Genomic DNA, 24,127 nt, shown 5'->3' on the forward strand with positions numbered 1-24,127 from the left:
ATATGCGACACCCCTGCTGACGAAGCGCGTCGCAGACTCGGGCATTGGTCAATCCAGGTTGGCGGGTTTCGAAAAGAGCGTTCAATCTGATGCAGAAAACGCTGTATCCATGCTCACTCAGCAATTCTCTGCTCTCCGTGCAACGTAGCGGTTCGGTCCGACGCCCCCCGAGCGGACCGGGGATCTACCGCTCGGGGGGTGAGTAATCGGGTGGTCAGACTTGAATTTCGCTGAGCGCGTCGACGATCAAGTCGGCAACGGCTGATGGCTGCGACGCCAAGGACGCGTGCCCAGCCGGCAGTTCGACGAGTTTGCGGGGGTTCATTCGCCCAGCCATCATTCGCTCGTTGTCGGGATGGATCATTCGATCTTCACTGGAGACCTGGTACCAGGTCGGCTTGACCTTCCACGCCGGTGCAGTAACCGCGTCACCGAAAGCGCTTGCCAATGGCGCCTTTTGGGTTACTGCCATGATCAATGAGTCGCTGACGTCGAGATCCTGACAGAAGCTTTCGCGATACTTTTCCTGGATGATCCACAGGTATCCGTCGGAGTCCGGTGCCAGGTTTGCGGCGGCGGCAGGCGGGTTCTGTTGGGTGATACCGCCAGGGCTTTCGCCGGCGTCGGGTGCAAACGCTGCGATGTACACCAGCCCGACGACGTTGGGGAGGTCCCCCATTTCGGTGATGACTGCACCGCCGTAGGAGTGCCCGACCAGCAGAACTGGGCCTTGAATCTGCTTGACCATCTTGCGCGTGCGTTCGGCATCGTCAGCGAGTGATGTCAGAGGCAGTTCGACGGCACGGAGTTTCGAATATCCCCGGGCGTCCAGATCGACGATTACTTTGCCCCAGTGGGCCGCGCCGCCCCAAAAACCGTGTACCAAAACAATAGTTACGTCACTCATGCCGTTCCCTTCGGTTGATGATCTTTGCTGTCGGCAGTAGCCAGGCCACTGGTGTTCGTGGTCAGCCCGTCAAGCACCGCACGCGGAGTTGACGGGTGCCTTGTTGATTCGGTCCCACAAGAATTTTGCCGCAAGCGGCATTCCGGTCACTGTTCCGAAATCGTGACTGAGAGTTGATCCCGGTAGCAGAGGCGGTGTGATGTCGTCCTGTGTGAATTCGACTTCCGCTCCCAATGCACACCACCTGTCTCTCAGTGCTGCAACGGAATCAGCGGGAACGATGTCGTCGTTAGTGGACGTGTGCAGGTATACCGGGGCGGATGGGGCCGTGCGTCCGATTTGTTGATCGTCGACGACCGCCGCGAGTTCCGGCTCCTCGGACAGGATCTGAGAGAAGGATTTTCCGTCGACGGTGTAGTCGGTACTACGAGTACCCAACGATGTCAGCCCGGTATCCGGCACGCATTGCGTTGCGCTGGTCGTCAGCCATTGCTTTCCCTTGTCGTTGAGTCGCTTGTCGAAGATCGGCCCTAGCTCGGGGTACCTCGCCATCAAGCTGTTGAGGGTGTAGCCGACCGCTCCGGTGAGCAGGGACCCGTCTGCCTTGCGGAGAACCTCACGCAGGTCGGGATCGGCTGCCCCCGCGTAGGTTCCGAGCACGTTCAACTCGGGCGCTCGTTTGCCGACGATTTCTGCCGCGGACGCGCTCGCGCCGCCACCTTGGGAGTAACCCCAGAAGGCGATCGGTGTGGAGTCAGGCAGATTCCACAGTTGATTCGAGGCGCGCGCGGCATCGACGACGGCGTTGCCCTGCTCAACTCTGTTGACGTAGGTGTGGATTCCGGGAGTGCCGAGCCCGATGTAATCGGGCATGACTACACGAAACCCTGCGGTGAGCAGCAAGCCGGCGTCTGCGACGTTGTAGTTGACCGGCAGGCTCAACTGAGGGCTGATCTGAATGTTGAAGGCCCATGCAAGGTTCTTCGAACCGGCGCATTGATCGCCCTGACCGAACGTGCCCGGAGCAACGACGACGGTGGGCCGTTCACCGGGTCCGCGCCAGGGAAACGCCGGGGTGATGGCTGCGCCCGTGGTAGCGACGGGAGTCCCGTCCACGAGTGTGGAGGTGTACATGATCCTTTCCCCGTTGCCTGGCCACGTGCCGGATATGCCGGGTATCTGCCCGAGGAGGGCAGTTGTCTCGGACTTGATCATCGCTCCCTCCCCTGTCGGCAACGTCGCGGGTGGTTGATAAAAGTCCTGCGATTCCGCTTGTGCGAGAGCAGGAGTCATAGAAACAGCTCCTGCAGCGAGGAAGCCCACTGCCGCGAGACGGAGTAGTGCAACTTTGTGCATTTCTTCTCAGATCTTCCGTGTAAGACATTGTTGTCTAACTTTCTTTCAAAGTAGCGCACTTGTGACGGGACTCGCAATGGTCATCGCTCACCGGGGTTCGCCACAGCGGGCGCCCATGAGAGTGTCTGCAGGGTGAGCTTCGGCCGCAAAAGATCTCTGACCTGCGAGAAGTATCGGAACGCCGAACGGCTCCGGAGAGATGAGGGAGGTCGGATCAGCCGATCGAGGTGTCGGTGCCGATCAGAGCGCTCAGAATCGTGGACATGACTTTGACAAGACTGTCGACGGGCGGGCGAGTGGGCGTAGTGCTCCACTGATGCACGAGAGCTATGAGTGCGCCGATGAAGGCCGTCGACGCCATGTCGTATCCGCCGGGAGGAACAAAATCCTCACCCACGGCATTTTGCACTGTCGATTTGAAGAACGCGGCCCATTCTGTGCGCCGCTCTACTCGGTGTGCTTCCACTCGGGGGCTGACCCCGACGATGTCTACGTACGAGATCTGAGCTCGCCGAGGATCGCTGCCGATCGACTCGACGAACGCCGTCATCGCCGTTTCTGCGAGATCGGTGAGTGTGACGGGCTTTTCGTCAGCGATCGCAGTCAACATCGCGTCCCGCGCATCGCTTTGAATCTGGTCGTACAGAGCGATCAACAGATCTTCGCGGCTGTCGAATTCGTCGTAGAACTGTCGTCTTGCAAGGCTCGCGGCGGTGCAGATGTCTGCGACCGAACTCGATGCGTAGCCCTTGTCCGAGAAGACTTCCAGCGCAGCCCAAATGAACTGCAGCCGCCTTTCGGCACGCCGAGCCGATACCGGTCGACCACCGTAGTTTCGAGTCTCGTCGCTCACCTCCTGCACGTCGTACATGATAGTCCCTCGCTCGGTGGGCGACGCAGAGACCTCAGGCGTAGATCGCCTCCACGTCGGAAGCGTAATTTGCGAGGACGATGTCACGCCTGAGCGACAGCTTCGGCGTCAGTTCCCCGGCATCCTGAGACCATTCGGTGTCGAGGATGCGGAACTGTTTGATCTGTTCCGCCTTCGAGACCATCTTGTTGGTTTCCGCTACAGCACTGTCGATTTCGGCGTGCAGGCCGTGAACGAGCTCGAGATCGGAGACAGTTACCTCCTGGGGTAGGCCTCGCCGCTCCCGCCACGCCCGAAGTGCGGTGGAATCAAGAGTGATCAGCGCACTGATGAATGGTCGTGCGTCGCCGAGCACCATTGCCTGATTGATCAGGGGGTGAGCACGGAGGGCATCCTCGAGTGGGGCCGGTGAGACATTCTTTCCTGCAGCAGTGACCAGGATTTCCTTCTTACGGCCGGTGATGAAGACGTAGCCATGCTCGTCGATGGTCCCGAAGTCTCCGGTCCTGAACCATCCGTCGTCGAAGGCCTCCGAAGTGGCGTCCTCGTTGTGCCAGTATTGGTCGAAGACGACGGGACCCTTGACGAGAAGTTCTCCATCCTCGTCAACTTTTGCCGAGTGCCCGTCGAAAGGTCTTCCCACTGAACCGATCTTGTGGTGGCTGGGTGTGTTCAAGGTGATCGCGGCGCTGGTTTCCGTCAATCCGTAGCCCTCGAGTACGGGGACGCCGATGCCGTTGAAGTAATGCCCGAGTCGCGCCCCCAGGGGTGCGCCGCCTGAGACGACGTGGGTGCACCGGCCTCCGAGCACGGTCTTGATTCTCCGGTAGACGGCCCAGGAGAAGATCCGGTGTTTGAGCGCGAGTCCTGGCCCCATGCGCTCAGGCGACTGACGGCAGCGGCTCCATTCGATGGCCACATCTGCCGCTGCGTCGAAGATTTTGCCTCGGCCTGCGTCCTGCGCATTCTGCCTGGCACCGTTGTAGATCTTCTCGAAGACGCGCGGTACGGACAGGACGAAATGCGGTTTGAATTCCGCGAATTGGTCAACCAACGTGGTCCAATCAGACGTGTGCCCGACGGTGACCTTTGCATCGAAGGCGCTGAGCGAGACCACTCGCGCAAAGATGTGCGCCAACGGGAGAAACATGAGTGTGCACTTCCCGTCGCGCAGAGCTGCCGAGAGTGCATTTCGTGCAGCCATGGATTCGGCGAACAGGTTGCCGTGTGTCAACACGACCCCTTTGGGGCGTCCGGTTGTCCCGGACGTGTACACCAGGGTGGCGGGCGTCGAAGCTTTGACGGTTCGGCGCCTGGCCTCGACTTCTTTCCGGTCTGTCACCTTGCCGCGCCGGACGAGTTCGCCGATGGCGCCCGCATCGATCTGCAGCGTTTCGCGGAGTTTGTCCAGGGAGTTTCCGATCGTGTGCACGAGTTCGCGGTGAGCGGGGGTCTCGACGACGAGGAGGACGGCCCCGGAATCGTCGAGAATCCACGACACCTGCTCGGCGGACGAGGTCTCGTAGACGGTGACGGTGCATGCACCAACGGTCCAGATCGCGTAGTCGAGAAGCACCCACTCGTAACGCGTCGATGCCATGATCGCCACGCGATCCCCCGGCGTGATACCTGAGGCGATCAACCCGGCAGCAGCAGCTGTGACCTGCTCCGCGAATGCTGCCGCCGTGACATCAGCCCACTGCCCGTCCTCGCCGCGTTTCTTGAACGCGACGAAGTCCGGTGACTCGTCGGCGTAGCGAAACACGTTATCGGTCAGAGATATCCGGCTCGGCACGGTCAAAGTGACTGGTGAGGTGAAAGCGCGCATGTCTGTCGATTCCCTTCGAGGGCAGCTCGATGGCAGTCTCCCGCCGAGTTCGACAAATGTTAGACACACGTATCTCACTTTGTCGAGTGCTGCCTCCGCGTCGCGCGCAACGTCCGGCCCCGCCGAGCCTAAGAAGTGCGGGGTTCGTCGACGTCGATCAGGTCGACATCGTCCAACTCCCATTCTTTCGACATCACTTCGGGTCCGACGCCGTAGAAGCGGAACATCAGCTCGAACGTGACCGAGGCTCCGGTTGCAATGAAGTTCGACTCCAGTCCGGGAATTTCCTTCGGTCCGAAGTACACGTCGAGGGATCCGTCGTCGTTGACTTTCACTCCGGGAGTTTGAGAGGAAACCGAGAACTTCGTAGCGTGACGGATGAAGGTGTGGTCGTTGCCGTCATACATCGTGACGGACCAGTATTGGGAGACAGGTACGCCGGACGGTACTCGCATCCGGTACGTGCGATCGGAGCGGAACAGATTGCCTGCGCGATCGCGAATGTTCACAAGGTAGAACTGCCCGACGCCCAACCGTTTGAGACCGATGAAGGCCATGTGATAGACGACGGCGCGGTCGGTGTACGGGTAGACCTCGCCGTTCGCGAAGTTGCGATTCTGTCCTTCGATGAAATCGCGCCCGGCCGGAAAGAACCATTGTCGGCCTTCGAAGAATGCAGGCTCGTGCTCGTACAGCTCCCGCAGCCACTCGTGTGCTTCCTGTAACGCTCTCTCCAACAGCGCGATCCGCTGGGACGACGGCGTAAACGGCCGTCCGCGCTCGATGCCGATCGTCTTCAGCATCTCCGCAAAGGCGCGATCACGTGGAAGCCAGGGCTCGGCCTGCACCGTGCGGTCCAACGCTTCCCAATATCGGATGTCGTAGGGAATCCGTGTGTCGACCAACTGGCCGCGCAGGTCTCTCCTCGTCGTCGACCGCGGATTATCCGCCTCGGCGAGCGGATAGATGCCAATCTTGCTGCAGTACTCCAATCCTGAGTCGAGGGCAGCCTGGGTCGGGGCGGGGAGTACCGATCGCAGCAATGCGTACACCCGATTCGTATCGGATTGCAACACAACATATCCTTCGGGTATCGGGCCGTCGTAGCCAGGCGGTAGGACGAGATAACGGGCGCCCCTGCCCTCGTCGGCGCCGAACCTTCCCACGTCTTCGAGCGGTACCTGCCAGACGTTGCACACACTGCCGTTGAGTACGTGATGGTCGGATCCTGCCGGGATGTCTATGACCATCGGCCCGTCCCGCCCCGGGTCTATGAAGGCCATGTAGTAGATCAGGTCCGGATTGGGCGTCAATGTTTGATTCTGCCAGTCCAAAAGACCTGACCAGAAGAGGAATTCGTTCTTTCCCTCGGGCGCCATCTTCGAGCGCATGATTTCGTAGTTCACTGCGGCCATCCCCCAGACTGCCGCCTCGACGGCACGTCGGTGAATCACGCGCTCGATCGCATTCCCATCTGATCGATTCGACATCCTCGAACCCTCCTCGTTCCACCCGCCGTATTGACGCTCCCCATAGCCTGGCTGCTCCCGGCGCATCGCGACTCACTCGAAACGGGTGATGTGCAGGTCGGGATTATTCGGTCCGAGCTCGAGAGGGGTACTGAGAAGGTGACACCCCGTAATACGTCTTGAACGCAGTGCTGAGATTGAACGCATCCGAATATCCGGTCTTCTTCGCCAAACGATCCAACGTGAGCGTTGGATCGACGATCAGCGAGTCCGCGACCAGCGCCAGCCTCCACCGTCGCAGATGCTGCATCGGGGGTTCACCGACGGAACTTTTGAATTCAGAGACGAACATGGATCGAGACATGCCGGCGATGGCGCTCATCGCCGGCAGGGTCCATTTCTTCTCAGGATTCGAGTAGACTTCCCGCAGTACTGCGCTGATCGATTGACGGGGATCGTGTGACAGGTTTCCCACACTCCAACCTGCAGACCACTCCGCGAGCATCAAGCAGACAATCGACTCGAGGAGTCTGACCGCCGCGGACGGGAAACCTTTCCCATCGGCCCAGTTGTCGTGTTCCCGAGCAAGCGACTGCAGGGCATGGGATACCGAGCTGACCTCTGAGGTTTTGGACGTCAAGAGATTCGGAAGGTGATGCTCCAGAATCGAATACAGATTCCCCGCCGACTCGAAGGAGAATATGAGGGCGGATGGATGGCTCGACTTTTCCGCTCGATCCGAATCGCGATACGGTTCGGACAAACGAAAGTTACCTTCGCCGGACAGGCACAAGATGCCGACCCCACCAGCGTGGATCACTGTAACTTCTCCGCGTGAAGTGGTGGATGTAATCTCCAGTGATACTTCAGTATTGCTGAAAATGAGGAACTTTCGCGAGGATCCCATTTCGAATGTCGACGACTCTGGAGATGCACTGAAGTCCTCGATGCCGGGCTTCAGGATACCGAAGTTCACGATACGAAATGCCGAGAGTGCGCTGTCTACGGGACTGAGCATCTCCTGATCCTAGGCACATGGAGAGTGGGAGGGGCGAAACGCAATCACATGGATCCTGAACTCGCGCGCATGGTGAGTTGACCGGTCACGAACCTAGCGTTCAACCATGGCAAAAGGTAGAGAGATTCTGGTACTCGGAAGCACTGGCCAAACCGGCCGGATAGTGGCGGATTCACTGGAGAGTGAAGGATACGCCGTACGGCGAGCCTCCCGTTCGTCTGTGTCCACGCCCTTCGATTGGTTCACGCAGGGCACCTGGCGGCAAGCAGTCGAAGGCGTCTCGCGAGCGTACGTGGTTTTGCCCGAAAGATTGGTGGATTTTGTTGCCTTCGTGAACCTTCTGGAGAATTGTGGAGTTGAGCATGCAGTTGTTCTGACGGCTAGAAACCCATCCGTCAGCGGTGACGGCATAGCTGTCGGCGCCGAATTCGCGTTTGCCCAGTCGGCGGTCAAGAGCACTTTCCTTCAGCCGAGTTGGTTCGCGCAGAATTTCACGACGGGTATGTTCGCGGGACAACTTCAGGCCACCGGCGCATTGAGGCTCCCAGCGGGAGCCGGTTCTGAGCCGTTCATCGATTACCGAGACATCGCCGAAGTGGCCTCCGCCATCCTTTCCATGGACGACCCGTCACCGAGCGGTCCTGTGCCGCTGACGGGTCCGAAGTCCTACTCATTCGAGGAAGCACTCCGGGTCCTTGCTGATGTAACCGGCACGGATGCAGGGAGATTCGAATCGATCTCCGTTCTCGAATGGAAATCCGATGCAGCACGTATGGGAATTCCTGAATCCTTCGTGCAGTCGCTGACAAACCTGTTCGTTGCGATATCCAAAGGTCGTGACGACTACATTTCCAGCGGTGTGTACGAGGTGCTCGGGCGGGAACCTCGTACACTTTCCGACACTTTCAGTGATCACTCGAACGTGACGAGTTGAGCAACTTGTGTCGCGAGACGGAGGTACCTTCCTCGTGATCATCTACCCTTGGACGGTCTGCTGAATCGAGCGCGCCTACCGGGACGCTGACGAGCACGAAGACCCGACTAGCTCTGTGCTAGTAGAGATTCCAGGGACGTTTCGGTAACGACGCGCTGATGCGAGTGTTTGCCAGTCCGCATTCATCACTGGAAGTCGCGTGTAGCACCCCTCCAAATGTCCTCGCGGCACATCAACGTCTCGCCACCACCGTCCACGAACAGGGTCTGCCCGGTGATCCGCGTATTGGCCGGACTGAGGAAGAACGAGATCGCCGGTGCGACGTCCCTTGACTCTCCCCGTCCACCGAGCGGCATAGGACGTGCCGCCATTACGCGAGCGACCTCCGCCGGAGTCCGATCGCGGTTGGTCATCGGCGTGTTGACCCATCCAGGTGCAACTGCATTGAGTGGGATGCCTGCACCCGCCCACTCCGCGGTCGGAGCAGTGCGTCGTAGCCATCGGCCCGCTGCTCGTTTGCTGCTGGCATATGCCGTGTGCTCGGCGTCGCCGGGTAGCGCGTCGACCAGGCGGACGGCGAGCCCCTCATTTCCGGCTAAGCAAGCTTCGACCACACCGTCGTCAACGGGGAGGAGGACAGCACGCGACGTGATCAGCACCGCGCGGGGTGCGTCGCGACGCAACAAGGGGCGCAGTCCCTCGAGGCTCGCGATCGCGCCGAAGTAATTGATCCGCACCGTCATACTGTCCTGACGATGGACACCGGCATTGGCGACGATACCGTCGATGCCGGTCGGTGCGAGGTCATGAATTGCATCGAACAGAGAGGTGCGGCCGGTGAGCGTCGCGAGGTCCGCGATTACGTCGACGTCGGCCAGGTCGACACCGATGACGCGGTCTCCCTGGGCGCGGAGGTGTTCCGCTGTGGCCGCGCCGATGCCACTTGCGGCACCGGTGACGACGATGGTGCGTCCACCGTTGGATTCGTTGTCAGACATAGAGGGCGTCTATCTCAGCGGCATACTTCTCGTGTACGAGCTTGCGCCGTACCTTGGTTGTGGCGGTGAGCTCTTCGCCGTTGGTGTCCCAGTACAACGGCAGTACCCGGTGTGCACGCACCTGCTCCACGCGAGACAACTTCTCGTTGCCACGGGCAATGCCCTCGGCGATCTCGTTCATTATCTGTGGATCCTGTGAAAGCGTCTCCGCGCGAAGGTCCGTGATACCGCGGGTGGCCGCGAATGCGGCGACCTGCTCGCGGTCGAGAACCACCAGTGCCGCGATGTGTGACCGGCCGTCGCCGACCGCGACGACCGAACCTGCAAGGGGACAAGCAAGTCGGAGGGCGTTCTCGATGTTCGCCGGGGCGAGGTTTTTACCCGACGAGTTGATGATCATGTCCTTTTTACGGTCGACGATCCGGACATAGCCGTCCTCGTCGAGGGTGGCGATGTCGCCGGTATGGAGCCATCCCTCCCCATCGACCGCCTCGGCCGTTCTCGTCGGGTCGTTGCGATAGCCCCGCATCACGCCGGGACTACGGAGCAGTAGTTCACCGTCGTCGGCGAGCTTCACCTCGACACCGTTGCGCGCCTGGCCCACGGTGCCGATCCGTATCCGACGAGGGTGGTTGGCGATGCCCGATGCCGCGCTCTCGGTGAGCCCGTAGACCTCGCAGACCGTAACGCCGAGCGCGAGAAAGAATTCCAGTGTTTCCGGCGCGATCGGTGCTCCGCCGGAAGTCGCGTAGTACAAGGCATCGAGGCCGAACCGTTGCCTCCACCGGTTCAAGACGTTCACGTCCAGCGCGGCGTGTTCAGTCGCAAGCGCCTTGGAAACAGATGCGCCGGCGAGCTCCAGACGGATCTTTTCCAGCCCGACTGCGAGCGCTCGCTCGGTCATGTCCCGTTCGGCGGTGGACTCCGCGGCGATCGCATTTTCGATCATTGCCTTGAGCTTGTACCAGATCATCGGTACGCCCATGAAGGTCGAAGGGTGCACCTCCAAAAACGCTGTCAGTACCGATCTTCCATCGATTACGTCTGTCACCGTTGCCCCGGTCACCATCGGTAGGTAGTGCGCGGCGAACCTGTTCGCGAGGTTGGCGTCAGGCAGATACGACAACACGCGCTCCTCCGCATCAGGGGTTGTGAATTCCTGTTGCTGCGCCGCCCTGGTCGACGCGGAGTAGAGCAAGTTGGCATGGGTGATCTCGACGCCCTTGGGATCCCCTGTTGTGCCCGAGGTGTAGATCAATGCGACCAGATCGTCGCGCGCGACGGCGCGCCAGGACGCCTCGAAGTCGAAATCCGGATCGGAGAGCGCGTCGAGCGCGTCCAGTGAGATCTGGTCGGCGGCAGTGCCGTCGACGCAAACCACGCTAGTACCCGGGTACTGCCCTGCAGCCGGGCGAATGACCTCACTGAACTGCGCCTCACACACGACCACCTGGCTGCCGGCAGTGCCGAACAACGACGAGACCTGATCGGCGGTGAACGTGTTGTAGATCGAGTACGACACCGCACCGAGATGCATCACTGCTGCGTCGACGAAGTGAAATTCCGGCCGATTTCTCAACATGATCGCAACTGTGTCGCCAGGGCGCACCCCGAGTCCGGCGAGACCGGCGGCGATGCGTCGAACCTGTCCGTCGTACTCGCGCCAGGTGAACGCCCGCCCGCCCGCCCAGTCATGCAGCGCGACGCGATCGGGGTGAGCGGTGACTGTGGACTGGAATACGTGGCAGAGGCTGGGCGCCTGAGCGACCTGTTCCGTGGTCAGATGAGTCGGCACGTGAGGCCTTCCTTGGTCGAGGGGTCGGGACTCACAGGGCATTTGGGGGCCAGAGTTGGAGCACCTGTCCCGACATGTGGGTCGTGGCGGGTGAGACGAGATAGCACACGGCCTCGGCGACCTCTTCAGGTGTCCCGAGACTGTCGGCGATCTCTTTCTCGCGCTCGGGCTGTTCGCTGAGTCGCTTGCGCAGCCTGCCGGTCGAGATCAGACCTGGAGCAACGCAGTTGACCCGAATTCCCTCGGAGGCCAGCTCGTTCGCGAGGTAGCGGGTGTAGTGCATGACGGCTGCCTTGGTAATTCCGTAGTGGGCGTAAGTGCCCTGCGAGTTGGCGACCACCCCGGTGACCGAACCCATGGTGACGATCGCGGGATTGGTTGCCTTTCGCAGTGCCGGGAGACATGCCTGCACGGTCGTGATGGTGCCGTGAAGGTTGCGACGCAGAACGTCGTCCAATGCATCCAAATCTATTGTGGTGGCGGTATTTTCGGCAAGTCCTCCACTCCCGCCGCCAGCGTTGCACACCACGGCATCGAGTTGTGACCACTCCCGGAGGATCTGTTCGCCGAGCGCATTCATCGCCTCGACGTCGGTGGTGCTGGCCTCGAGTGCGATGGTCGGCGCGCCGATCTCGCTCAGTTCGTCGAGGACCGAACCGGCGGCCTCGCCGAACGTGCGGTATCCGTCGAAGTCGGTATCGACGACAGCGACGGCGAACCCCTCGCGTGCGAGGGAGAGGGCGATCTGGCGGCCGATGCCGCGAGCGGCCCCGGTAACGAGTGCGGTGGTGGACATTATTGCCTCCTGCGAGTCAAACGATCATTTACTTGTATGTGCCCCGACTGCGCCCTGTCAAGGGCCGAGGAGGAAATTGATGTAACAATCTGTTCGGGATGTGGCATTGCTTTTTATCTGATCAGCAGGATAATGATGTGAATAAGTGAATAACAACTAGAGTTCAATCGAACACTCAGCCTCTGGAGATTGTATGACACACGCAGTCGATGTCCCCTTGTATCCGATGCCTCGAAGCGTCGAGCGCTGCCCGTTCGATCCGGCAGAGGGACTGTTCGCGATCCAGCGTGGCGACGGGCTACGCCGGGCGCGGATCTGGGATGGCAGCCAGCCCTGGCTCGTAACACGGCACGCTGACGTCCGGGCAGTGATGGCGAGTCCGCTGGTCAGCGCCGACACCGACAACCCGGCATATCCACACAGCTCCGCTGCGATCAAGGCGCGCCGGGCACGGGCGAAAACTTTCTTCACCGAAGACGGTGCCGCTCACGACATCCCGCGCCGCGCGCTGGCCAGGGACTTCACGGCCAAACGCATGCAGGGAATGCGCGAGGTCGTCCAGACCATCACCGACCAGTGCATCGACGAGATTCTCGCCGGCCCGAAACCGGTGGACCTCGTCGCGGCGCTGGCTCTCCCGGTGCCGTCGGTCATGATCTGCGAACTGCTCGGAGTGCCGTACGACGAGCACGATCGTTTTCAGGTGCTCACCAAGGTGTTCACGGCGGCGACATCTACGGCGCAGGACACAGTCGCAGCGGCGGAGGAAATGATCGAGATGATTGCCGTGGTCATCGACGGCAAGATGGACAATCCGGCTGACGACACGTTGAGCCGACTCGTCGTCGAGCAGCTGATTCCCGGACACATGACCGTCGAAGAGATCGCACGGATGGGGTTGCTACTTCTGACCGCCGGCCACGAGACGTCGGCGAACATGATCGCCCTCGGGACTGCAGCTCTGCTGTCCAATCCGGCGCAGGCCGCCTTGATCCGCGACTCCGACGATCCCGCGGTCGTCGCAGGCGCAGTCGAAGAACTACTGCGCTATCTGACCATCGTCCACTCGGGCGCCCGGCGCGTCGCGATTGGTGATTTCGAGATCGCCGGGACACAGATTCATGCCGGCGACGGTCTGATCCTCGACTTCGGTGCCGCCAACCGTGACGCCGACGCCTTCACCAGCGACGACCACGCCGAACCTGACGTCCTCGATATCAACCGACCCGCACGTCACCACCTCGCATTCAGCTTCGGTGTTCACCAGTGCCTCGGCCAGCAACTCGCCCGGGTCGAACTGCAGGTCGTGTACTCGACCCTGCTCAAACGAATCCCCACCCTCACACTTGCCGAACCGCTCGAAAATCTCGAATACAAAACCGACATGTCCATCTACGGCCTGCACAGCTTGCCGGTGACCTGGTAACCGAAAGGACCGATCTGATGAGAATTCACATCGACGAAGACAAATGCGTCGGCGGTGGGCAGTGCGTGCTAGCCGCACCCGAAGTGTTCGACCAGCGCGATGAGGACGGCATCGTCGTCCTTCTCCAGGACGCACCCTCGACGGACCTCGCAGCGCAGGTACACGAGGCCGCACTACTGTGCCCGGCACTTGCAATTGTGGTCGAAGAATGACCATCGACCAAGTTGTGGTCGTCGGAGTCTCGGCAGCGGGTCTGACTGCCGCCGAGACACTGCGCCGCGAAGGCTACGCCGGCCGACTGGTGCTGGTCGACAGCGACACGCGGCCTCCGTACGATCGGCCACCGCTGTCGAAGCAGCTCCTTCGGGGGGAGTGGGCAGAGGAGAAGCTCACATTGCGCCCGCCCGCCGCGCTCGAAGGCCTCGACGCCGAGTGGCGACTTGGAGTACGGGCCGAGCAACTCGACCTGGTGTCCCGCGAGGTCGAGCTCTCGGATGGCTCCCGAGCGCCATTCGACGGTCTGGTCGTCGCGACTGGTGTGCGTCCGCGGACGTTGCCGTTCGCGGCTGGCCGTCAGGGTGTACACGTACTGCGCTCCGTTGAGGACGCGCTTGCACTGCGACTGGGAATGGTGCCTGGCGCCGAGGTTGTCATCGTGGGCGCGGGCTTCCTCGGTACGGAGGCAGCCGCGGTGGCTGCTGGACTCGGCTGCCGAGTGACTGTGATCGATCCACTGGACCTACCGCTGGAACGCCAACTCGGTCCTCGGATCGGCAAGCGGGTGGCTCAGCTACACCGCGACCACGGCGTCCAGCTTCTCTGCGGGAACGGGGTTACCGGTGTCCGTGAGATCGGCGGCCGCGTGTGCGGCGTCGTTCTGAACGACGGTGCGGAAGTCGCGGCCGACGTGCTGCTCGTTGCGATCGGCGCCGAGCCGGTCACAGACTGGCTGAAGGATAGTGGACTCGTCATCGAAAACGGCGTTCACTGTGACGAGTTCTGCCAGGCCGCGCCAGGGGTCGTCGCAGCCGGTGATGTCGCGTCGTGGCAGCACCCGACACTGGGCCGGCTCCGGCTCGAGCACAGAATGAACGCCACCGAGCAGGGGATGGCCGCCGCCCGGACTTTGTTGGGGCAACGGACTCCGTTCTCGCCGGTGCCCTACTTCTGGAGCGATCAGTACGACGTGCGGATTCAGGTTTACGGCCGTCCCACAGCAGCCGACTTCACCGCTGTGGAGGGATCCCTCGACGACGGACCCTTCGCCGCAGTGCAACGCTCCGTATCGGGTCGTATCACCGCCGTCGCCGGGTGGAACATGCCCCGCCAGCTACGTGGGCTCCGTCAAGAACTCGTGAATCAGCAGGCTGTCCAGTGCAGTGCTGATCGGACGGATTCGAAGTAGTTTCAATCGGCGAAGAGATATCTGGCCGGGCGGTGTGGCATCGCCACCGCGCCCGGCCAGATTTCACATCTCCGAGATTGTCAGCCGAGGGCGGAACTCGTCAGGGATCGGCCACGGCTTGCGGGTCTCCTCGTCGACGAGCACGATTACCGCCTCGGCAGTCACTGCAGGATCGGCGGCGGTGCACGTGCGAATTGCGCTGTGCACGCGGAAGGACGTCGTTCCGACAGCGGATACCCACACGTCGACGAATAGCGGCGTGGCCTGGTACCAAAGTTCTTGGTGATACTCGAATTCCTGCTTGCGGACCAAGTGCCTCACAGTGGTGGGCAGCGGCTCGAGCAACCCACGTGCGGCGTGCAACGTCACCGGTCGGCCGAGATAGGTGCGCCGCGCCTCTTCGATGATCCGCACCGACGCGACATTGTTGATGTGGCCCTCGGGGCCGAGGTCGTCGTACCGGACCGCGACGGACACTGTCCGTACGGTGTCGAATTCAGTTGACGACATAGGCAGCACGCAGTTCGTCGATCCGTGTCGGTCCAATTCCCGCAGCGAGCAATACCGTCCCGGTGTCGGCTCCGACGACGGGCGCAGCGACCGGTCGCGGCAGTGGCGTCCCGGAGAATCGCGGCATCGGTGCAGGTTCGATGCTCCCGGATGGACCGACGAGAAAAGTCTGACGCGCCCGGTTGTGCGGGTGGTGCGGTGCCTCGGTCATGTCGAGAACGGGGGAGAAGCTTGCGCCGCGGCCGTCGAAGGTCGTCTCCCACTCGTCACGTTCGTGCTGGATGAACAAGGCGGCGAGAGTCTTACGCATGAGCGGCCATGCGGCACTGTCCGTTCGGTTCGCGAACGTCGGATCCCCAGCAAGGCCCAGGACGCCGAGCAGCGCGCGGTAAGAACGCTCGTCTCCGATGCCGAGAGCGACATGGCGGTCGTCGGCGCAGCGGTAGATGTCGTAGCAGGGGTTGCCGCCGTCGATGCCGTTGGTGCTTCGTTCGACATTCCATCTGCCCGCGTTCCGGAAGTCGTGCACCATCGCCATCATCGTGGCGCTTCCGTCGACCATCGCAGTGTCGACAACCTGACCCTGGCCGGAGGTGCGGCTGTTCAGGACCGCACCGAGAACCCCTAGCGCGAGGAACATTCCGCCTCCCATGTCCCCGACCAGGTTGAGCGGCGGCACCGGCTCGTCGCGGGTACCAATTGCCCCGAGAACGCCGGTGAGTGCAATGAAGTTGATGTCGTGACCAGGATCTTGGGCGAGCGGGCCGTCCTGCCCCCAGCCAGTCATCCGGCCGTACACGAGAGCGGGATTACGCGAGAGCAGCTCCTTCGGCCCGACGCCGAGCCGTTCGGCTACCCCGGGGCGAAAGCCCTCGATGACAGCGTCTACGCCACTGACGAGATCCAGAACGAGATCGGCCCCGCGAGGGTCCTTGAGATCGACGGTGATCGAGCGTTGATTGCGGTGCAGCACAGGGAATGGGTTGTCCCGGCCGGCGTCGCTCGGGCGGTCGACTCGGATGACCTCGGCTCCCATGTCACCGAGGAGCATTCCGGCGAAGGGCGTCGGACCGATGCCGCCCAGTTCGAGTATTCGGACACCGGTGAGCGGACCCCGTGAGGTGGCTGATTTGGTGGTCATAGGGTCAGCTCACGAACTTCGGGGCGCGCTTCTCGACGAACGCCAGCCGGGCTTCTTCGGCGTCCGGCGACGCCAGGCAGGTTGCGAACTGCTCGGCCTCTAGCGACAGGTAGTCGCCGAGAGACAGGGTCGCAGCGGCCTTGAGGTTTCGCCGCGCAGCGGCAAGCCCGCGAGGCGATTTCGAGGCGATGTGGGCGGCGACCTCCCGAACCCGCACCGAGAGTTGCTCGGGCGGTAGTACCTCGTTGGCCAGCCCCCATTCGACGATCTCCGCGCCGCGGATTTTCGGCGAGAGCAGCATCAGCTCTGCTGCCTTGGCCGGGCCGAGCATCCGCGAGAGCTGCCACGGCCCACCGAGATCGCCGCCGAAGGCGACGTCGACGAAGGCCGTGCGCATCACCGTCGTCGTCGAGACGTATCGCAGGTCGGCACTGAGGGCGAACGACATGTTCGCACCGGCGCAGCCGCCCCTGACCTCCGCGATGACCGGCGTGTTCATGTCGTGCATCTGGGTGATCAGACGGGTGTAGCGCATCAATCCGGTCCGACCCGAGAGGTGGTCCCCGGGAGGGTACGGTGCCGGATCGGTGCCGGAGTTGTCACGGCCTACGCCGAAATGGTCACCCGTACCGGTGAGAACGACGACTCGGACGGACGGATCCATCTCGGAGCGCTCGAGCGCGTCGAGAAGTCCGTCGGCCATTTCGAAGTTGAAGGAATTGCGACGCTCGGGACGGTTCATCGCGATAGTCGCGATGCCGTCCTCGATTGTGAACAGAACGGTGTCGGTCATGGTTGTCCTCCAGGCCTTACAGGCCCATGTCCTTCGCGATGATGGTCTTCATGACTTCGGTGGATCCACCGTAGATGCGGTTGACTCGCAAGTCGGCGAACATCCGGGCGATGGCGTACTCCCGCATGTAGCCGTAGCCGCCGTGCAGTTGCAGGCACTTGTCGACAACGCGGCCGGCCATCTCCGTGGTCTGCAACTTGATACGCGCCGCATCGGCTGCGGTTAGTTCGTGATCGCTTTCCAGTTCGATGCCACGATCGACCAGGGCCTGACTCGCTGCTACCTCGGCGTCGCACTCGGCGAGCACGAACTTGGTATTCTGGAACGCCGCGACAGGCTTGCCGAAAACCTTCCGTTCTTGAACATATTCGCAGGTCATATCCACTGCGGCACGCGCACGCGCGACGGCGTCGACACCGACGATCAGCCGCTCCCGGGGAAGGTTCCGCCCGAGATAACTGAAGGCCGCCCCCTCCTCGCCGAGCAGATTCTCGACCGGAACATGCACGTCGGTGAACGACAGTTCGTTGGTGTCGCTGGCCTTGAGTCCGATCTTGTCGAGGTTGCGGCCGAACTCGAAGCCATCGGCGTCTGTGGGAACGACGATCAGGCTCAATCCCGCGCGTCGGTCGGTTTCGCTCGGCGTCGCCGTACGGGCCGCGACGACGCACAACTCGGAGTTTCGGGCACCGGAGATGAACGTCTTCGCGCCGTTGATCACGTAGTGGCGGCCGTCGGGGGAAAGCCGGGCCGAAGTCCGGATTCCGGCGAGATCGGAGCCGGTGCCGGGCTCGGTCATCGCGATGCACAACAGGATGTCGCCTGATGCGATACCTGGCAGCCAACGCTGCTTCTGCTCGTCGGTGGCAAGGCCCAGCAAGTACGGCAGTACCATTCCGGTGCTCAGGCCGTAGTGGCCCAAGTGCACGCACGCTCGCGCGACTTCTTCGGAGATGATCGCCTGGTATTTGAAGCTCACCTCGCCTGGCCCGCCGTACTCCTCGGGGATACCGAAACCGGTGACGCCGATCTTGCCCATCTTGCGGAAGAGATCCCGCGGCACCATCCGGTCGTGCTCCCACTCCGTGTAGGAGGGTGAGACCTCGGTTGCGATGAAGCCGCGAATCATGTCACGAAACGCATCGTGGTCGGCGTCGTAGATCTTGCGTTGCATTGTCGAACTCTCCTTGTGTCGTCTGGCTCAGCTAGCCGCGATGGTGTCGCGCAGCTTGCCTTTGATGATTTTTCCGGTGCCGGTCATGGGCATTTCGTCGACAATCGTCAGACTGCGCGGTGCCTTGTACCCGGCGATCCGGTCCTTGACGAAGGCCCGTACTTCCTCGATCGACGCGTCCTGTCCGGGTCGTAGAACGACGACGGCGTGTACCCGTTCCCCCCAGTCCGCGTCCGGGACGCCGATCACGGCGCAAGCCGCGACGGCGGGATGCCCTGCGAGCACGTTCTCGACTTCGGCGGGGTACACGTTCTCGCCGCCGGAGATGATCATGTCCTTGAGACGGTCGGCGATCCAGAGGTAACCATCCTCGTCGAGGTAGCCTCCGTCGCCGGTTTGGAGCCAGCCATCACGGATCGTGGCTGCCGTTTCGTTGGGTTTGTTCCAGTAGCCCGCCATCACATGGTCACCGCGGGTGACGATCTGGCCGACCGTCCCCGAGGACACCGGGTTACCGTCGGGGTCGACGACCTCGAGTTCGATGCACGGGGTCGCCCGACCGACCGATCCGAGCTTGCGGCCGGCCCGGTGGTCGGGCCCGTTGAGCATTGTCAGGCAACCGGTTTCGGTCATGCCGTAGACGTGGACGAGCTGCGTGTGCGGCAAATTTTTCATGACCAGCGCGAGCAGGCTGTCGGGGGTCGCCGACGCGCCGTATCCGATGAATTCGAGGCTGCTCAGGTCGTACGACGCGAAATCCTCGTGCTCGCAGATTCGTTGGATCATCGTCGGTACCAGTGCGCATCCGGTGACGCGGTGTTCCTCGATCGTGCGCATTGCGTTTTCCGGCGAGAATGTCGGTACGAACACGAGCTTGCCGCCGAGCAGTTGCTGGGAGTACCAGCCCAGTAGGGCGCCGATGTGAAAGAGCGGGCCGGTCAACATGGTGACGCCATCCGCGCGGACTGCCGCCCCGGACATCTGATAACTCAGTAACCCGGTGAGAAACGAGCGGTGGGTGATCATCGTGCCCTTGGCAGCGCCCGTGGTGCCGCCGGTGTAGAGCACGAACGCGAGGTCGTCATCCGATCGGTGCGCGTCGGCGACCGGTTCAGCACCCGCGATCAACTCGTCGTAGGCCGCGGCGCCCTGGGGCGCCTCACCGCGTCCGATGTAGACGATGGTCGCGAGGCCGGGGACCTGCTCGCGTATCACCGGCACCATGGGGGCGAAGGCTTCGGGAACGAACACTACCTTGCACCCAGAGTCGTTGAGCGCGTATGTGATTTCGGCTGCCGACCACCGTGTGTTGAGCGGGCTCGGTACCGCCCCCGCCCACCAGCTTCCATGGAAGACTTCATGGTGCCTATCGGAGTTGAGCGCGACGATCGCAACCCGGTCGTTGTCGCCGACGCCGAGCGCGTGTAACGCGCCCGCGAGCCGGGCGACGCGATCAGCCGACTGCGTCGAGGTGAAGACGCGGTCGGCGTCGATGGTCAGGACGTCATCGGCCCAGTAGCGAACCGCGCGGTGCAAGGCATGGGTGAGGTACATCGGGTCAGACCTTTCAACTCATGATGTTCGGGCGAACGATCTCCAGTGCGTGGGGAAACGACTCGTCTTCCATGATCGCGGCGAGTTCGGTGACGCTCCAGCTGTGGTCGGCCTCCACGACGTGACCGACTGAGAACCCGCGATAGAGGCCGACATGACCACCGGTCACGGAAAAGACCTGCCCGGTGAACGGGCAGTCTGCTTTGACGAGGTATGCGACCAGTGGCGAAGCGTTTCGCGGGTGGAACTTGTCGAACGCATCTTCGTCCTTCGGCGCGGCGACGGCTGCAGCGAGTCCGGGCGACGAGGTAACCATCGCGGTCCGGGCGGCCGGCGAGATCGCGTTGGCGCGGACGCCGTAGTGGCCGAGTTCGGCCACCGCGAGGAGTGCCTGCGCGGCAAGACCGGCCTTGGCCGCGGCGTAGTTCCATTGTCCGACGTTTCCGTGCAGGCCCGCGGCCGATGTGGTGTTGACGATCGAGCGGTCGGCCTGACGGCCTGCCTTGCTTTCTGCCCGCCAGTGCCGTGCGGCTGCCCGGGTTACCGAAAAGGCGCCCTTGAGATGGACGTCGACAACGAGGTCGTAGTCCTCCTCGGACATGTTCCAGACCATCGCGTCGCGAACGACGCCCGCGTTGTTGACGATTGCATGCATGTCACCAAAGGTGTCGAGCGCAGCCTCGACAAGGCGCTCGCCGGTCGCCATCTCCGCGACGCTGCCAGCGACGCCGACCGCTTTGCCGCCAGCTGCGATGATTTCCGATACGACGTCGGCCGGGTCGGCCAGGTCGTTGACGACAACCCGCGCCCCCTCACGTGCCATGAGGAGTGCGTGCTCGCGACCGATGCCGGCGCCTGCGCCGGTCACGATGACGACCCTGCCGTCCAGTTGTCCTCTGTGTTGACTCACTTTTCGTCCTTTGTGTTGGAAAGAAGCCGGACCACCGACTCCTGGGCGGCGCTGGCAACCATCGTTCCGTTGGGGGACCAGAAGGAGCCCTGGTTGAATCCCCGCCGAGACGCGATGCTGATACTCGCCTGACGCAGAAGCAGCCAGTCGTCGGCACGCAGCGATCGATGAAACCAGACGGAGTGATCGATCGAAGCCAACCCGACTCGACCGGGCTCGCGGCGCAGCGGATACATCACCTCGTGCTCGATCGCCGAGGACTGCGCGAGTGTGCTGTCCGACAGATATGTCAGAGCGCAGGCGTGCACGAGCGGGTCGTCGGGCAACGGGTGGCGTGAGCGCAGCCAAATGTCCTGACGGACAGCGCCATCGCTGTCAGGTGCGGTGGGACCCGTCGGCCGCGGCACGATGCGCGCCTCGATCGCGCCGGCGTAGACCGCCTCGGCATATGCCTCGGGATGTAACGAGCGCCACACGTCGTACATGTCGGGTGCAGTGTCGGGAGCGGGCACGACCGGTGCGACCAGATGTCGCTCGCTGTCGGCAGTCGGACGCACGAAAGACGCTGTCATCACGAATATTTCGGAACCGTCCTGAACTGCAGCCACCTGGCGTGCGCTGTAGGTGCGGCCGTCTCGGCTTCGTTCGACGTGGTATTCGATGACCTGGTCCGGTCGGCCTTCGCGCAGGAAATATCCGTGTAGCGAGTGTGGAACTCGATCGGCATCGACGGTCGCTCCCGCGGCGGCGAGTGCCTGGGCGGCGACCTGGCCACCCATTACTCGCTTCGGTGCGCCCGCGTGGCCGAGTCCGTGGAAGGTGTCCGTGCGGTGCGGCCGAACGGAGACGAGGTCGGCCAGTGGTGCGGCCGTGGTGAAGTCAGGGTTTGGCTCGGGACCGTCGATCGAAGCGTTCGTTTCGAGCTTCGTCGGACTTGTCTGATGGGCCACGGCATCCTCCTTTTCGCTGGCGAACAGCCCCTACTTGCTACCGTTCTGACTCTAACGATAATTCACTTTACCCTGCTGGTGTCAAGATGGTTCCCGAATCGTCAGTTACTTTGCGGATCGCAGCCCCTTCGTTGACGACCTGGATCCGACTCCGCCTCGCGCAGTCTTGACAGTGCGCCTCTCGACGTTTAAAAGTTAATAGCTATTAGGCGAGGAGGCCAAAATGAAATCTCGAGTGCTGATAGCCGGCGCAGGGATGATCCCTTTTACCAAACCCAGTGTCGGTGCACGGTATGACGATATGGGTGTCGCAGCTGCCCGAGCAGCCCTCGACGATGCCGGCTTGAGTTACGATCAGATCGGCCAGGTCTACGCTGGATATGTTTACGGTGACTCGACTTCCGGCCAAAGGATTGCGTACCAGCTGGGGATGACTCGTATTCCCGTCCTCAACGTCAACAACAACTGTGCGTCCGGGTCGTCGGCACTGTGGTTGGCCCGCCAGGCCGTCGCGAGTGGTGCAACCGAATGTGCGCTAACTATCGGTTTCGAGCAGATGCCGCCGGGCGCCCTCACCGCGAAGTGGACGGACCGGCCCGCTCCGCTGTCGGCGTTCCAGTCCTCACTCGAGGACATCTACGACGTCGACCCCGCACTGCCGATGACGCCGCAGTACTTCGCCGCCGCAGCGCAGGAGTACTTCGACATCACGGGCGCCACCGTCGAGACGCTGGCCGCCGTCGCTGTGAAGGCTCGTAGGCACGCGGGCAACAACCCACTCGCCGTCTTCCGCACTCCGATCACCGTCGAGGACGTGCTTGCCTCGCCCACCGTCGCTGGTCCGCTGACCCGGCTGCAGTGCTGCCCGCCAACTTCCGGCGCAGCCGCTGCCGTCGTGTGCACAGAGGAGTTCGCCCGCAAGCACGGCGTCGACCCACAGGTCGCGATAGTGGCGCAGGCGCTGGAATCCGACGACGCGGACCTCTTCGACACTCGGAGCGCGATCTCCCTCGTCGGGTCGGACGTGACCCGTCGAATTGCCGAGCGCGTGTACGACGAGGCCGGAGTAGGCCCAGCCGACATCGACGTCGTCGAGCTGCACGACTGCTTCACCATCAACGAGGTGCTCACCTACGAGGGGCTCGGTCTCTGTGAAACCGGCGGCGCCGAGAAGTTCATCGCAAACGGCGACAACACCTATGGCGGCCGCGTGGTCACTAACCCGTCCGGCGGTCTGCTCTCCAAAGGCCATCCCCTCGGTGCCACCGGGCTCGCGCAGATCGTCGAGCTCACTCGACAACTGCGCGGCACCGCAGGCGACCGGCAGGTGCCGAACGCCCGGCTCGGCCTACAGCACAACCTCGGCCTGGGAACGGCCGGCGTCGTAACCCTTCTGGAGAGGCTCTCGTGAGATGACTATCCCTATCGATCCCTCGCTCGTCGGTACCCGCACCGAGGAGTTCTCGACCTCCGCGGAGCGTGGACGGCTCCAATTCTTCGCCGAGGCCACCGGCCAGACCGACCCGCTCTACCGCGACCTCGACGCGGCACGAGCCGGCGGCCACCCGGATCTCCCGATCCCGCCGACCTTTTTCTTCTGCCTGGAGATGGACAACCCCAACCGCAGCGACTTCCTCACCCAGCTCGGCGTCGATGTCCGCACCATCCTTCACGGCGGACAGAAGTTCACCTACCACGCGCCCGCGCACGCCGGCGACGTACTGACCTTCTGGACCGAAGTCACCGACGTCTCCAGCAAGAAGGGCGGCGCGCTGCAGTTCATCGTCCGCGACACTCACGTCGGCGTTGCAGGAAAACCCGTCGCGACACTCACCAGCACGATCGTCGTGCGCGATCCCAAGGCGGCTCGATGACCTCGCCAACCACCACCGGCACCGACCTCGTCCACGGCCAGGAGATCTACCTCGCCTGCCCTCGGATCACCCGCACCGCGCTGGCCCTCTACGCCGGCGCCTCTGGCGACCACAACCCGGTGCACATCGACACCGACGCGTGCCGTGCGGTCGGCATCGACGACGTCTTCGCCCACGGGATGCTCTCGATGGCCTATCTCAGTCGGCTGCTCACCGACCACTGGGCGCAGGAGCAGATCGTCTCCTTCGAGGTCCGCTTCAGCGCGATCACCCCCGTCAACAGCGCGCCGACCTGCACGGGCACCGTCACGAGGGCCGACGACAGCGTCGCCCATCTCGACCTCACCGTTGCTCTGCCCGACGGCACCGTCACGCTGCGTGGCGCTGTCGTCGTGCGGCTCGGCTGAACCAGACCCTC

23 protein-coding genes are annotated in these 24,127 nt (G+C 62.6%); 7 read left to right on the forward strand and 16 right to left on the reverse strand.

Annotated elements, in window-relative coordinates; translation table 11 throughout:
- Window positions 1-214: 214 nt before the first annotated feature.
- The 6 genes from ACWF6P_RS03685 to ACWF6P_RS03710 form a co-directional block, all read right to left on the reverse strand.
- Window positions 215-907 (reverse strand): alpha/beta hydrolase, encoded by a 693-nt coding sequence (locus ACWF6P_RS03685; RefSeq protein WP_378627349.1) that lies wholly within the window; start codon window positions 905-907, stop codon window positions 215-217.
- 69 nt (window positions 908-976) lie between these two features.
- A complete protein-coding gene (locus ACWF6P_RS03690) occupies window positions 977-2,200 on the reverse strand; it encodes an alpha/beta hydrolase (protein WP_378627371.1) in 1,224 nt (407 codons plus the stop codon).
- Between the two features lie 277 nt (window positions 2,201-2,477).
- Window positions 2,478-3,134, reverse strand: coding sequence for a TetR/AcrR family transcriptional regulator (locus tag ACWF6P_RS03695; protein WP_378627374.1), 657 nt, complete (start codon window positions 3,132-3,134; stop codon window positions 2,478-2,480).
- A gap of 34 nt (window positions 3,135-3,168) precedes the next feature.
- Window positions 3,169-4,962 carry an AMP-dependent synthetase/ligase gene (locus ACWF6P_RS03700; protein WP_378627379.1) on the reverse strand — a complete coding sequence of 598 codons (1,794 nt, stop codon included), beginning with the start codon at window positions 4,960-4,962 and terminating at the stop codon, window positions 3,169-3,171.
- Between the two features lie 128 nt (window positions 4,963-5,090).
- Window positions 5,091-6,452 (reverse strand): DUF1214 domain-containing protein, encoded by a 1,362-nt coding sequence (locus ACWF6P_RS03705; RefSeq protein WP_378627381.1) that lies wholly within the window; start codon window positions 6,450-6,452, stop codon window positions 5,091-5,093.
- A gap of 103 nt (window positions 6,453-6,555) precedes the next feature.
- Window positions 6,556-6,813, reverse strand: a complete 258-nt coding sequence (locus ACWF6P_RS03710; protein WP_378627385.1) for a helix-turn-helix transcriptional regulator — start codon at window positions 6,811-6,813, stop codon at window positions 6,556-6,558.
- 742 nt (window positions 6,814-7,555) lie between these two features.
- Between ACWF6P_RS03710 and ACWF6P_RS03715 the strand changes: the two genes are divergently transcribed.
- The gene (locus ACWF6P_RS03715) at window positions 7,556-8,383 is read left to right on the forward strand and encodes a dTDP-4-dehydrorhamnose reductase (protein WP_452620018.1); all 828 of its coding nucleotides are present in this window, start codon (window positions 7,556-7,558) and stop codon (window positions 8,381-8,383) included.
- Between the two features lie 185 nt (window positions 8,384-8,568).
- Here the strand turns inward: ACWF6P_RS03715 and ACWF6P_RS03720 are convergent, their stop codons facing one another.
- Genes ACWF6P_RS03720 through ACWF6P_RS03730 form a run of 3 tightly spaced genes read right to left on the reverse strand, consistent with a single transcriptional unit; the run spans window position 8,569 to window position 11,972 of the window.
- On the reverse strand, window positions 8,569-9,381 hold the full coding sequence (locus ACWF6P_RS03720; protein ID WP_452620019.1) for an SDR family oxidoreductase: 813 nt from the start codon (window positions 9,379-9,381) through the stop codon (window positions 8,569-8,571).
- On the reverse strand, window positions 9,374-11,176 hold the full coding sequence (locus ACWF6P_RS03725) for an AMP-dependent synthetase/ligase (protein ID WP_378627395.1): 1,803 nt from the start codon (window positions 11,174-11,176) through the stop codon (window positions 9,374-9,376). The genes ACWF6P_RS03720 and ACWF6P_RS03725 overlap by 8 nt, the downstream gene beginning before the upstream one ends.
- Before the next feature lie 31 nt (window positions 11,177-11,207).
- A complete protein-coding gene (locus tag ACWF6P_RS03730) occupies window positions 11,208-11,972 on the reverse strand; it encodes an SDR family NAD(P)-dependent oxidoreductase (protein WP_378627398.1) in 765 nt (254 codons plus the stop codon).
- 193 nt (window positions 11,973-12,165) lie between these two features.
- Between ACWF6P_RS03730 and ACWF6P_RS03735 the strand changes: the two genes are divergently transcribed.
- The 3 genes from ACWF6P_RS03735 to ACWF6P_RS03745 are packed head-to-tail and all read left to right on the forward strand — an operon-like array spanning window position 12,166 to window position 14,803.
- Window positions 12,166-13,398 (forward strand): cytochrome P450, encoded by a 1,233-nt coding sequence (locus ACWF6P_RS03735; protein WP_378627401.1) that lies wholly within the window; start codon window positions 12,166-12,168, stop codon window positions 13,396-13,398.
- Between the two features lie 17 nt (window positions 13,399-13,415).
- Window positions 13,416-13,610, forward strand: a complete 195-nt coding sequence (locus ACWF6P_RS03740) for a ferredoxin (RefSeq protein WP_378627404.1) — start codon at window positions 13,416-13,418, stop codon at window positions 13,608-13,610.
- Window positions 13,607-14,803: an NAD(P)/FAD-dependent oxidoreductase gene (locus ACWF6P_RS03745; protein WP_452620020.1), complete on the forward strand. Its 1,197-nt coding sequence runs from the start codon at window positions 13,607-13,609 to the stop codon at window positions 14,801-14,803. The genes ACWF6P_RS03740 and ACWF6P_RS03745 overlap by 4 nt, the downstream gene beginning before the upstream one ends.
- 63 nt (window positions 14,804-14,866) lie before the next feature.
- Here ACWF6P_RS03745 and ACWF6P_RS03750 read toward each other — a convergent pair whose 3' ends face one another.
- From ACWF6P_RS03750 to ACWF6P_RS03780, 7 genes are read right to left on the reverse strand one after another with little or no spacing between them, the layout of a single operon-like run.
- Window positions 14,867-15,280, reverse strand: a complete 414-nt coding sequence (locus ACWF6P_RS03750) for an acyl-CoA thioesterase (RefSeq protein WP_378627410.1) — start codon at window positions 15,278-15,280, stop codon at window positions 14,867-14,869.
- A gap of 19 nt (window positions 15,281-15,299) precedes the next feature.
- Complete coding sequence (locus ACWF6P_RS03755) at window positions 15,300-16,454, reverse strand: CaiB/BaiF CoA transferase family protein (RefSeq protein WP_378627414.1); 1,155 nt, start codon at window positions 16,452-16,454, stop codon at window positions 15,300-15,302.
- Window positions 16,455-16,458: 4 nt separating this feature from the next.
- The gene (locus tag ACWF6P_RS03760; RefSeq protein WP_452620021.1) at window positions 16,459-17,247 is read right to left on the reverse strand and encodes an enoyl-CoA hydratase/isomerase family protein; all 789 of its coding nucleotides are present in this window, start codon (window positions 17,245-17,247) and stop codon (window positions 16,459-16,461) included.
- 16 nt (window positions 17,248-17,263) lie between these two features.
- Window positions 17,264-18,421 (reverse strand): acyl-CoA dehydrogenase family protein, encoded by a 1,158-nt coding sequence (locus ACWF6P_RS03765; protein WP_378627423.1) that lies wholly within the window; start codon window positions 18,419-18,421, stop codon window positions 17,264-17,266.
- 27 nt (window positions 18,422-18,448) lie between these two features.
- On the reverse strand, window positions 18,449-19,975 hold the full coding sequence (locus ACWF6P_RS03770) for a class I adenylate-forming enzyme family protein (RefSeq protein ID WP_452620022.1): 1,527 nt from the start codon (window positions 19,973-19,975) through the stop codon (window positions 18,449-18,451).
- 13 nt (window positions 19,976-19,988) lie between these two features.
- Complete coding sequence (locus ACWF6P_RS03775; protein ID WP_378627431.1) at window positions 19,989-20,885, reverse strand: SDR family NAD(P)-dependent oxidoreductase; 897 nt, start codon at window positions 20,883-20,885, stop codon at window positions 19,989-19,991.
- Window positions 20,882-21,835, reverse strand: coding sequence for an acyl-CoA thioesterase (locus tag ACWF6P_RS03780; protein WP_452620023.1), 954 nt, complete (start codon window positions 21,833-21,835; stop codon window positions 20,882-20,884). The genes ACWF6P_RS03775 and ACWF6P_RS03780 overlap by 4 nt, the downstream gene beginning before the upstream one ends.
- A 223-nt stretch (window positions 21,836-22,058) precedes the next feature.
- Here ACWF6P_RS03780 and ACWF6P_RS03785 point away from each other — a divergent pair, with 223 nt between their 5' ends.
- From ACWF6P_RS03785 to ACWF6P_RS03795, 3 genes are read left to right on the forward strand one after another with little or no spacing between them, the layout of a single operon-like run.
- On the forward strand, window positions 22,059-23,246 hold the full coding sequence (locus ACWF6P_RS03785) for a lipid-transfer protein (RefSeq protein ID WP_378627462.1): 1,188 nt from the start codon (window positions 22,059-22,061) through the stop codon (window positions 23,244-23,246).
- A 1-nt stretch (window position 23,247) separates the two neighbouring features.
- On the forward strand, window positions 23,248-23,709 hold the full coding sequence (locus tag ACWF6P_RS03790) for a MaoC family dehydratase N-terminal domain-containing protein (RefSeq protein ID WP_452620024.1): 462 nt from the start codon (window positions 23,248-23,250) through the stop codon (window positions 23,707-23,709).
- Window positions 23,706-24,116 carry a MaoC/PaaZ C-terminal domain-containing protein gene (locus ACWF6P_RS03795; protein WP_452620025.1) on the forward strand — a complete coding sequence of 137 codons (411 nt, stop codon included), beginning with the start codon at window positions 23,706-23,708 and terminating at the stop codon, window positions 24,114-24,116. Before ACWF6P_RS03790 ends, ACWF6P_RS03795 begins: the two co-directional genes overlap by 4 nt.
- The last annotated feature ends 11 nt before the right edge of the window (window positions 24,117-24,127 follow it).

The organism is Rhodococcus sp. NPDC055024, from assembly GCF_053608585.1.

Excerpts from the sequence above, each read along its gene's own strand:
- ACWF6P_RS03685 (WP_378627349.1), bottom strand. The coding sequence starts at position 907 with ATGAGTGACGTAACTATTGTTTTGGTACACGGTTTTTGGGGCGGCGCG.
- ACWF6P_RS03690 (WP_378627371.1), bottom strand. The coding sequence starts at position 2,200 with ATGACTCCTGCTCTCGCACAAGCGGAATCGCAGGACTTTTATCAACCA.
- ACWF6P_RS03695 (WP_378627374.1), bottom strand. The coding sequence starts at position 3,134 with ATGTACGACGTGCAGGAGGTGAGCGACGAGACTCGAAACTACGGTGGT.
- ACWF6P_RS03700 (WP_378627379.1), bottom strand. The coding sequence starts at position 4,962 with ATGCGCGCTTTCACCTCACCAGTCACTTTGACCGTGCCGAGCCGGATA.
- ACWF6P_RS03705 (WP_378627381.1), bottom strand. The coding sequence starts at position 6,452 with ATGTCGAATCGATCAGATGGGAATGCGATCGAGCGCGTGATTCACCGA.
- ACWF6P_RS03710 (WP_378627385.1), bottom strand. The coding sequence starts at position 6,813 with ATGAGCGCCATCGCCGGCATGTCTCGATCCATGTTCGTCTCTGAATTC.
- ACWF6P_RS03715 (WP_452620018.1), top strand. The coding sequence starts at position 7,556 with ATGGCAAAAGGTAGAGAGATTCTGGTACTCGGAAGCACTGGCCAAACC.
- ACWF6P_RS03720 (WP_452620019.1), bottom strand. The coding sequence starts at position 9,381 with ATGTCTGACAACGAATCCAACGGTGGACGCACCATCGTCGTCACCGGT.
- ACWF6P_RS03730 (WP_378627398.1), bottom strand. The coding sequence starts at position 11,972 with ATGTCCACCACCGCACTCGTTACCGGGGCCGCTCGCGGCATCGGCCGC.
- ACWF6P_RS03735 (WP_378627401.1), top strand. The coding sequence starts at position 12,166 with ATGACACACGCAGTCGATGTCCCCTTGTATCCGATGCCTCGAAGCGTC.
- ACWF6P_RS03740 (WP_378627404.1), top strand. The coding sequence starts at position 13,416 with ATGAGAATTCACATCGACGAAGACAAATGCGTCGGCGGTGGGCAGTGC.
- ACWF6P_RS03745 (WP_452620020.1), top strand. The coding sequence starts at position 13,607 with ATGACCATCGACCAAGTTGTGGTCGTCGGAGTCTCGGCAGCGGGTCTG.
- ACWF6P_RS03755 (WP_378627414.1), bottom strand. The coding sequence starts at position 16,454 with ATGACCACCAAATCAGCCACCTCACGGGGTCCGCTCACCGGTGTCCGA.
- ACWF6P_RS03760 (WP_452620021.1), bottom strand. The coding sequence starts at position 17,247 with ATGACCGACACCGTTCTGTTCACAATCGAGGACGGCATCGCGACTATC.
- ACWF6P_RS03765 (WP_378627423.1), bottom strand. The coding sequence starts at position 18,421 with ATGCAACGCAAGATCTACGACGCCGACCACGATGCGTTTCGTGACATG.
- ACWF6P_RS03770 (WP_452620022.1), bottom strand. The coding sequence starts at position 19,975 with ATGTACCTCACCCATGCCTTGCACCGCGCGGTTCGCTACTGGGCCGAT.
- ACWF6P_RS03785 (WP_378627462.1), top strand. The coding sequence starts at position 22,059 with ATGAAATCTCGAGTGCTGATAGCCGGCGCAGGGATGATCCCTTTTACC.
- ACWF6P_RS03790 (WP_452620024.1), top strand. The coding sequence starts at position 23,248 with ATGACTATCCCTATCGATCCCTCGCTCGTCGGTACCCGCACCGAGGAG.
- ACWF6P_RS03795 (WP_452620025.1), top strand. The coding sequence starts at position 23,706 with ATGACCTCGCCAACCACCACCGGCACCGACCTCGTCCACGGCCAGGAG.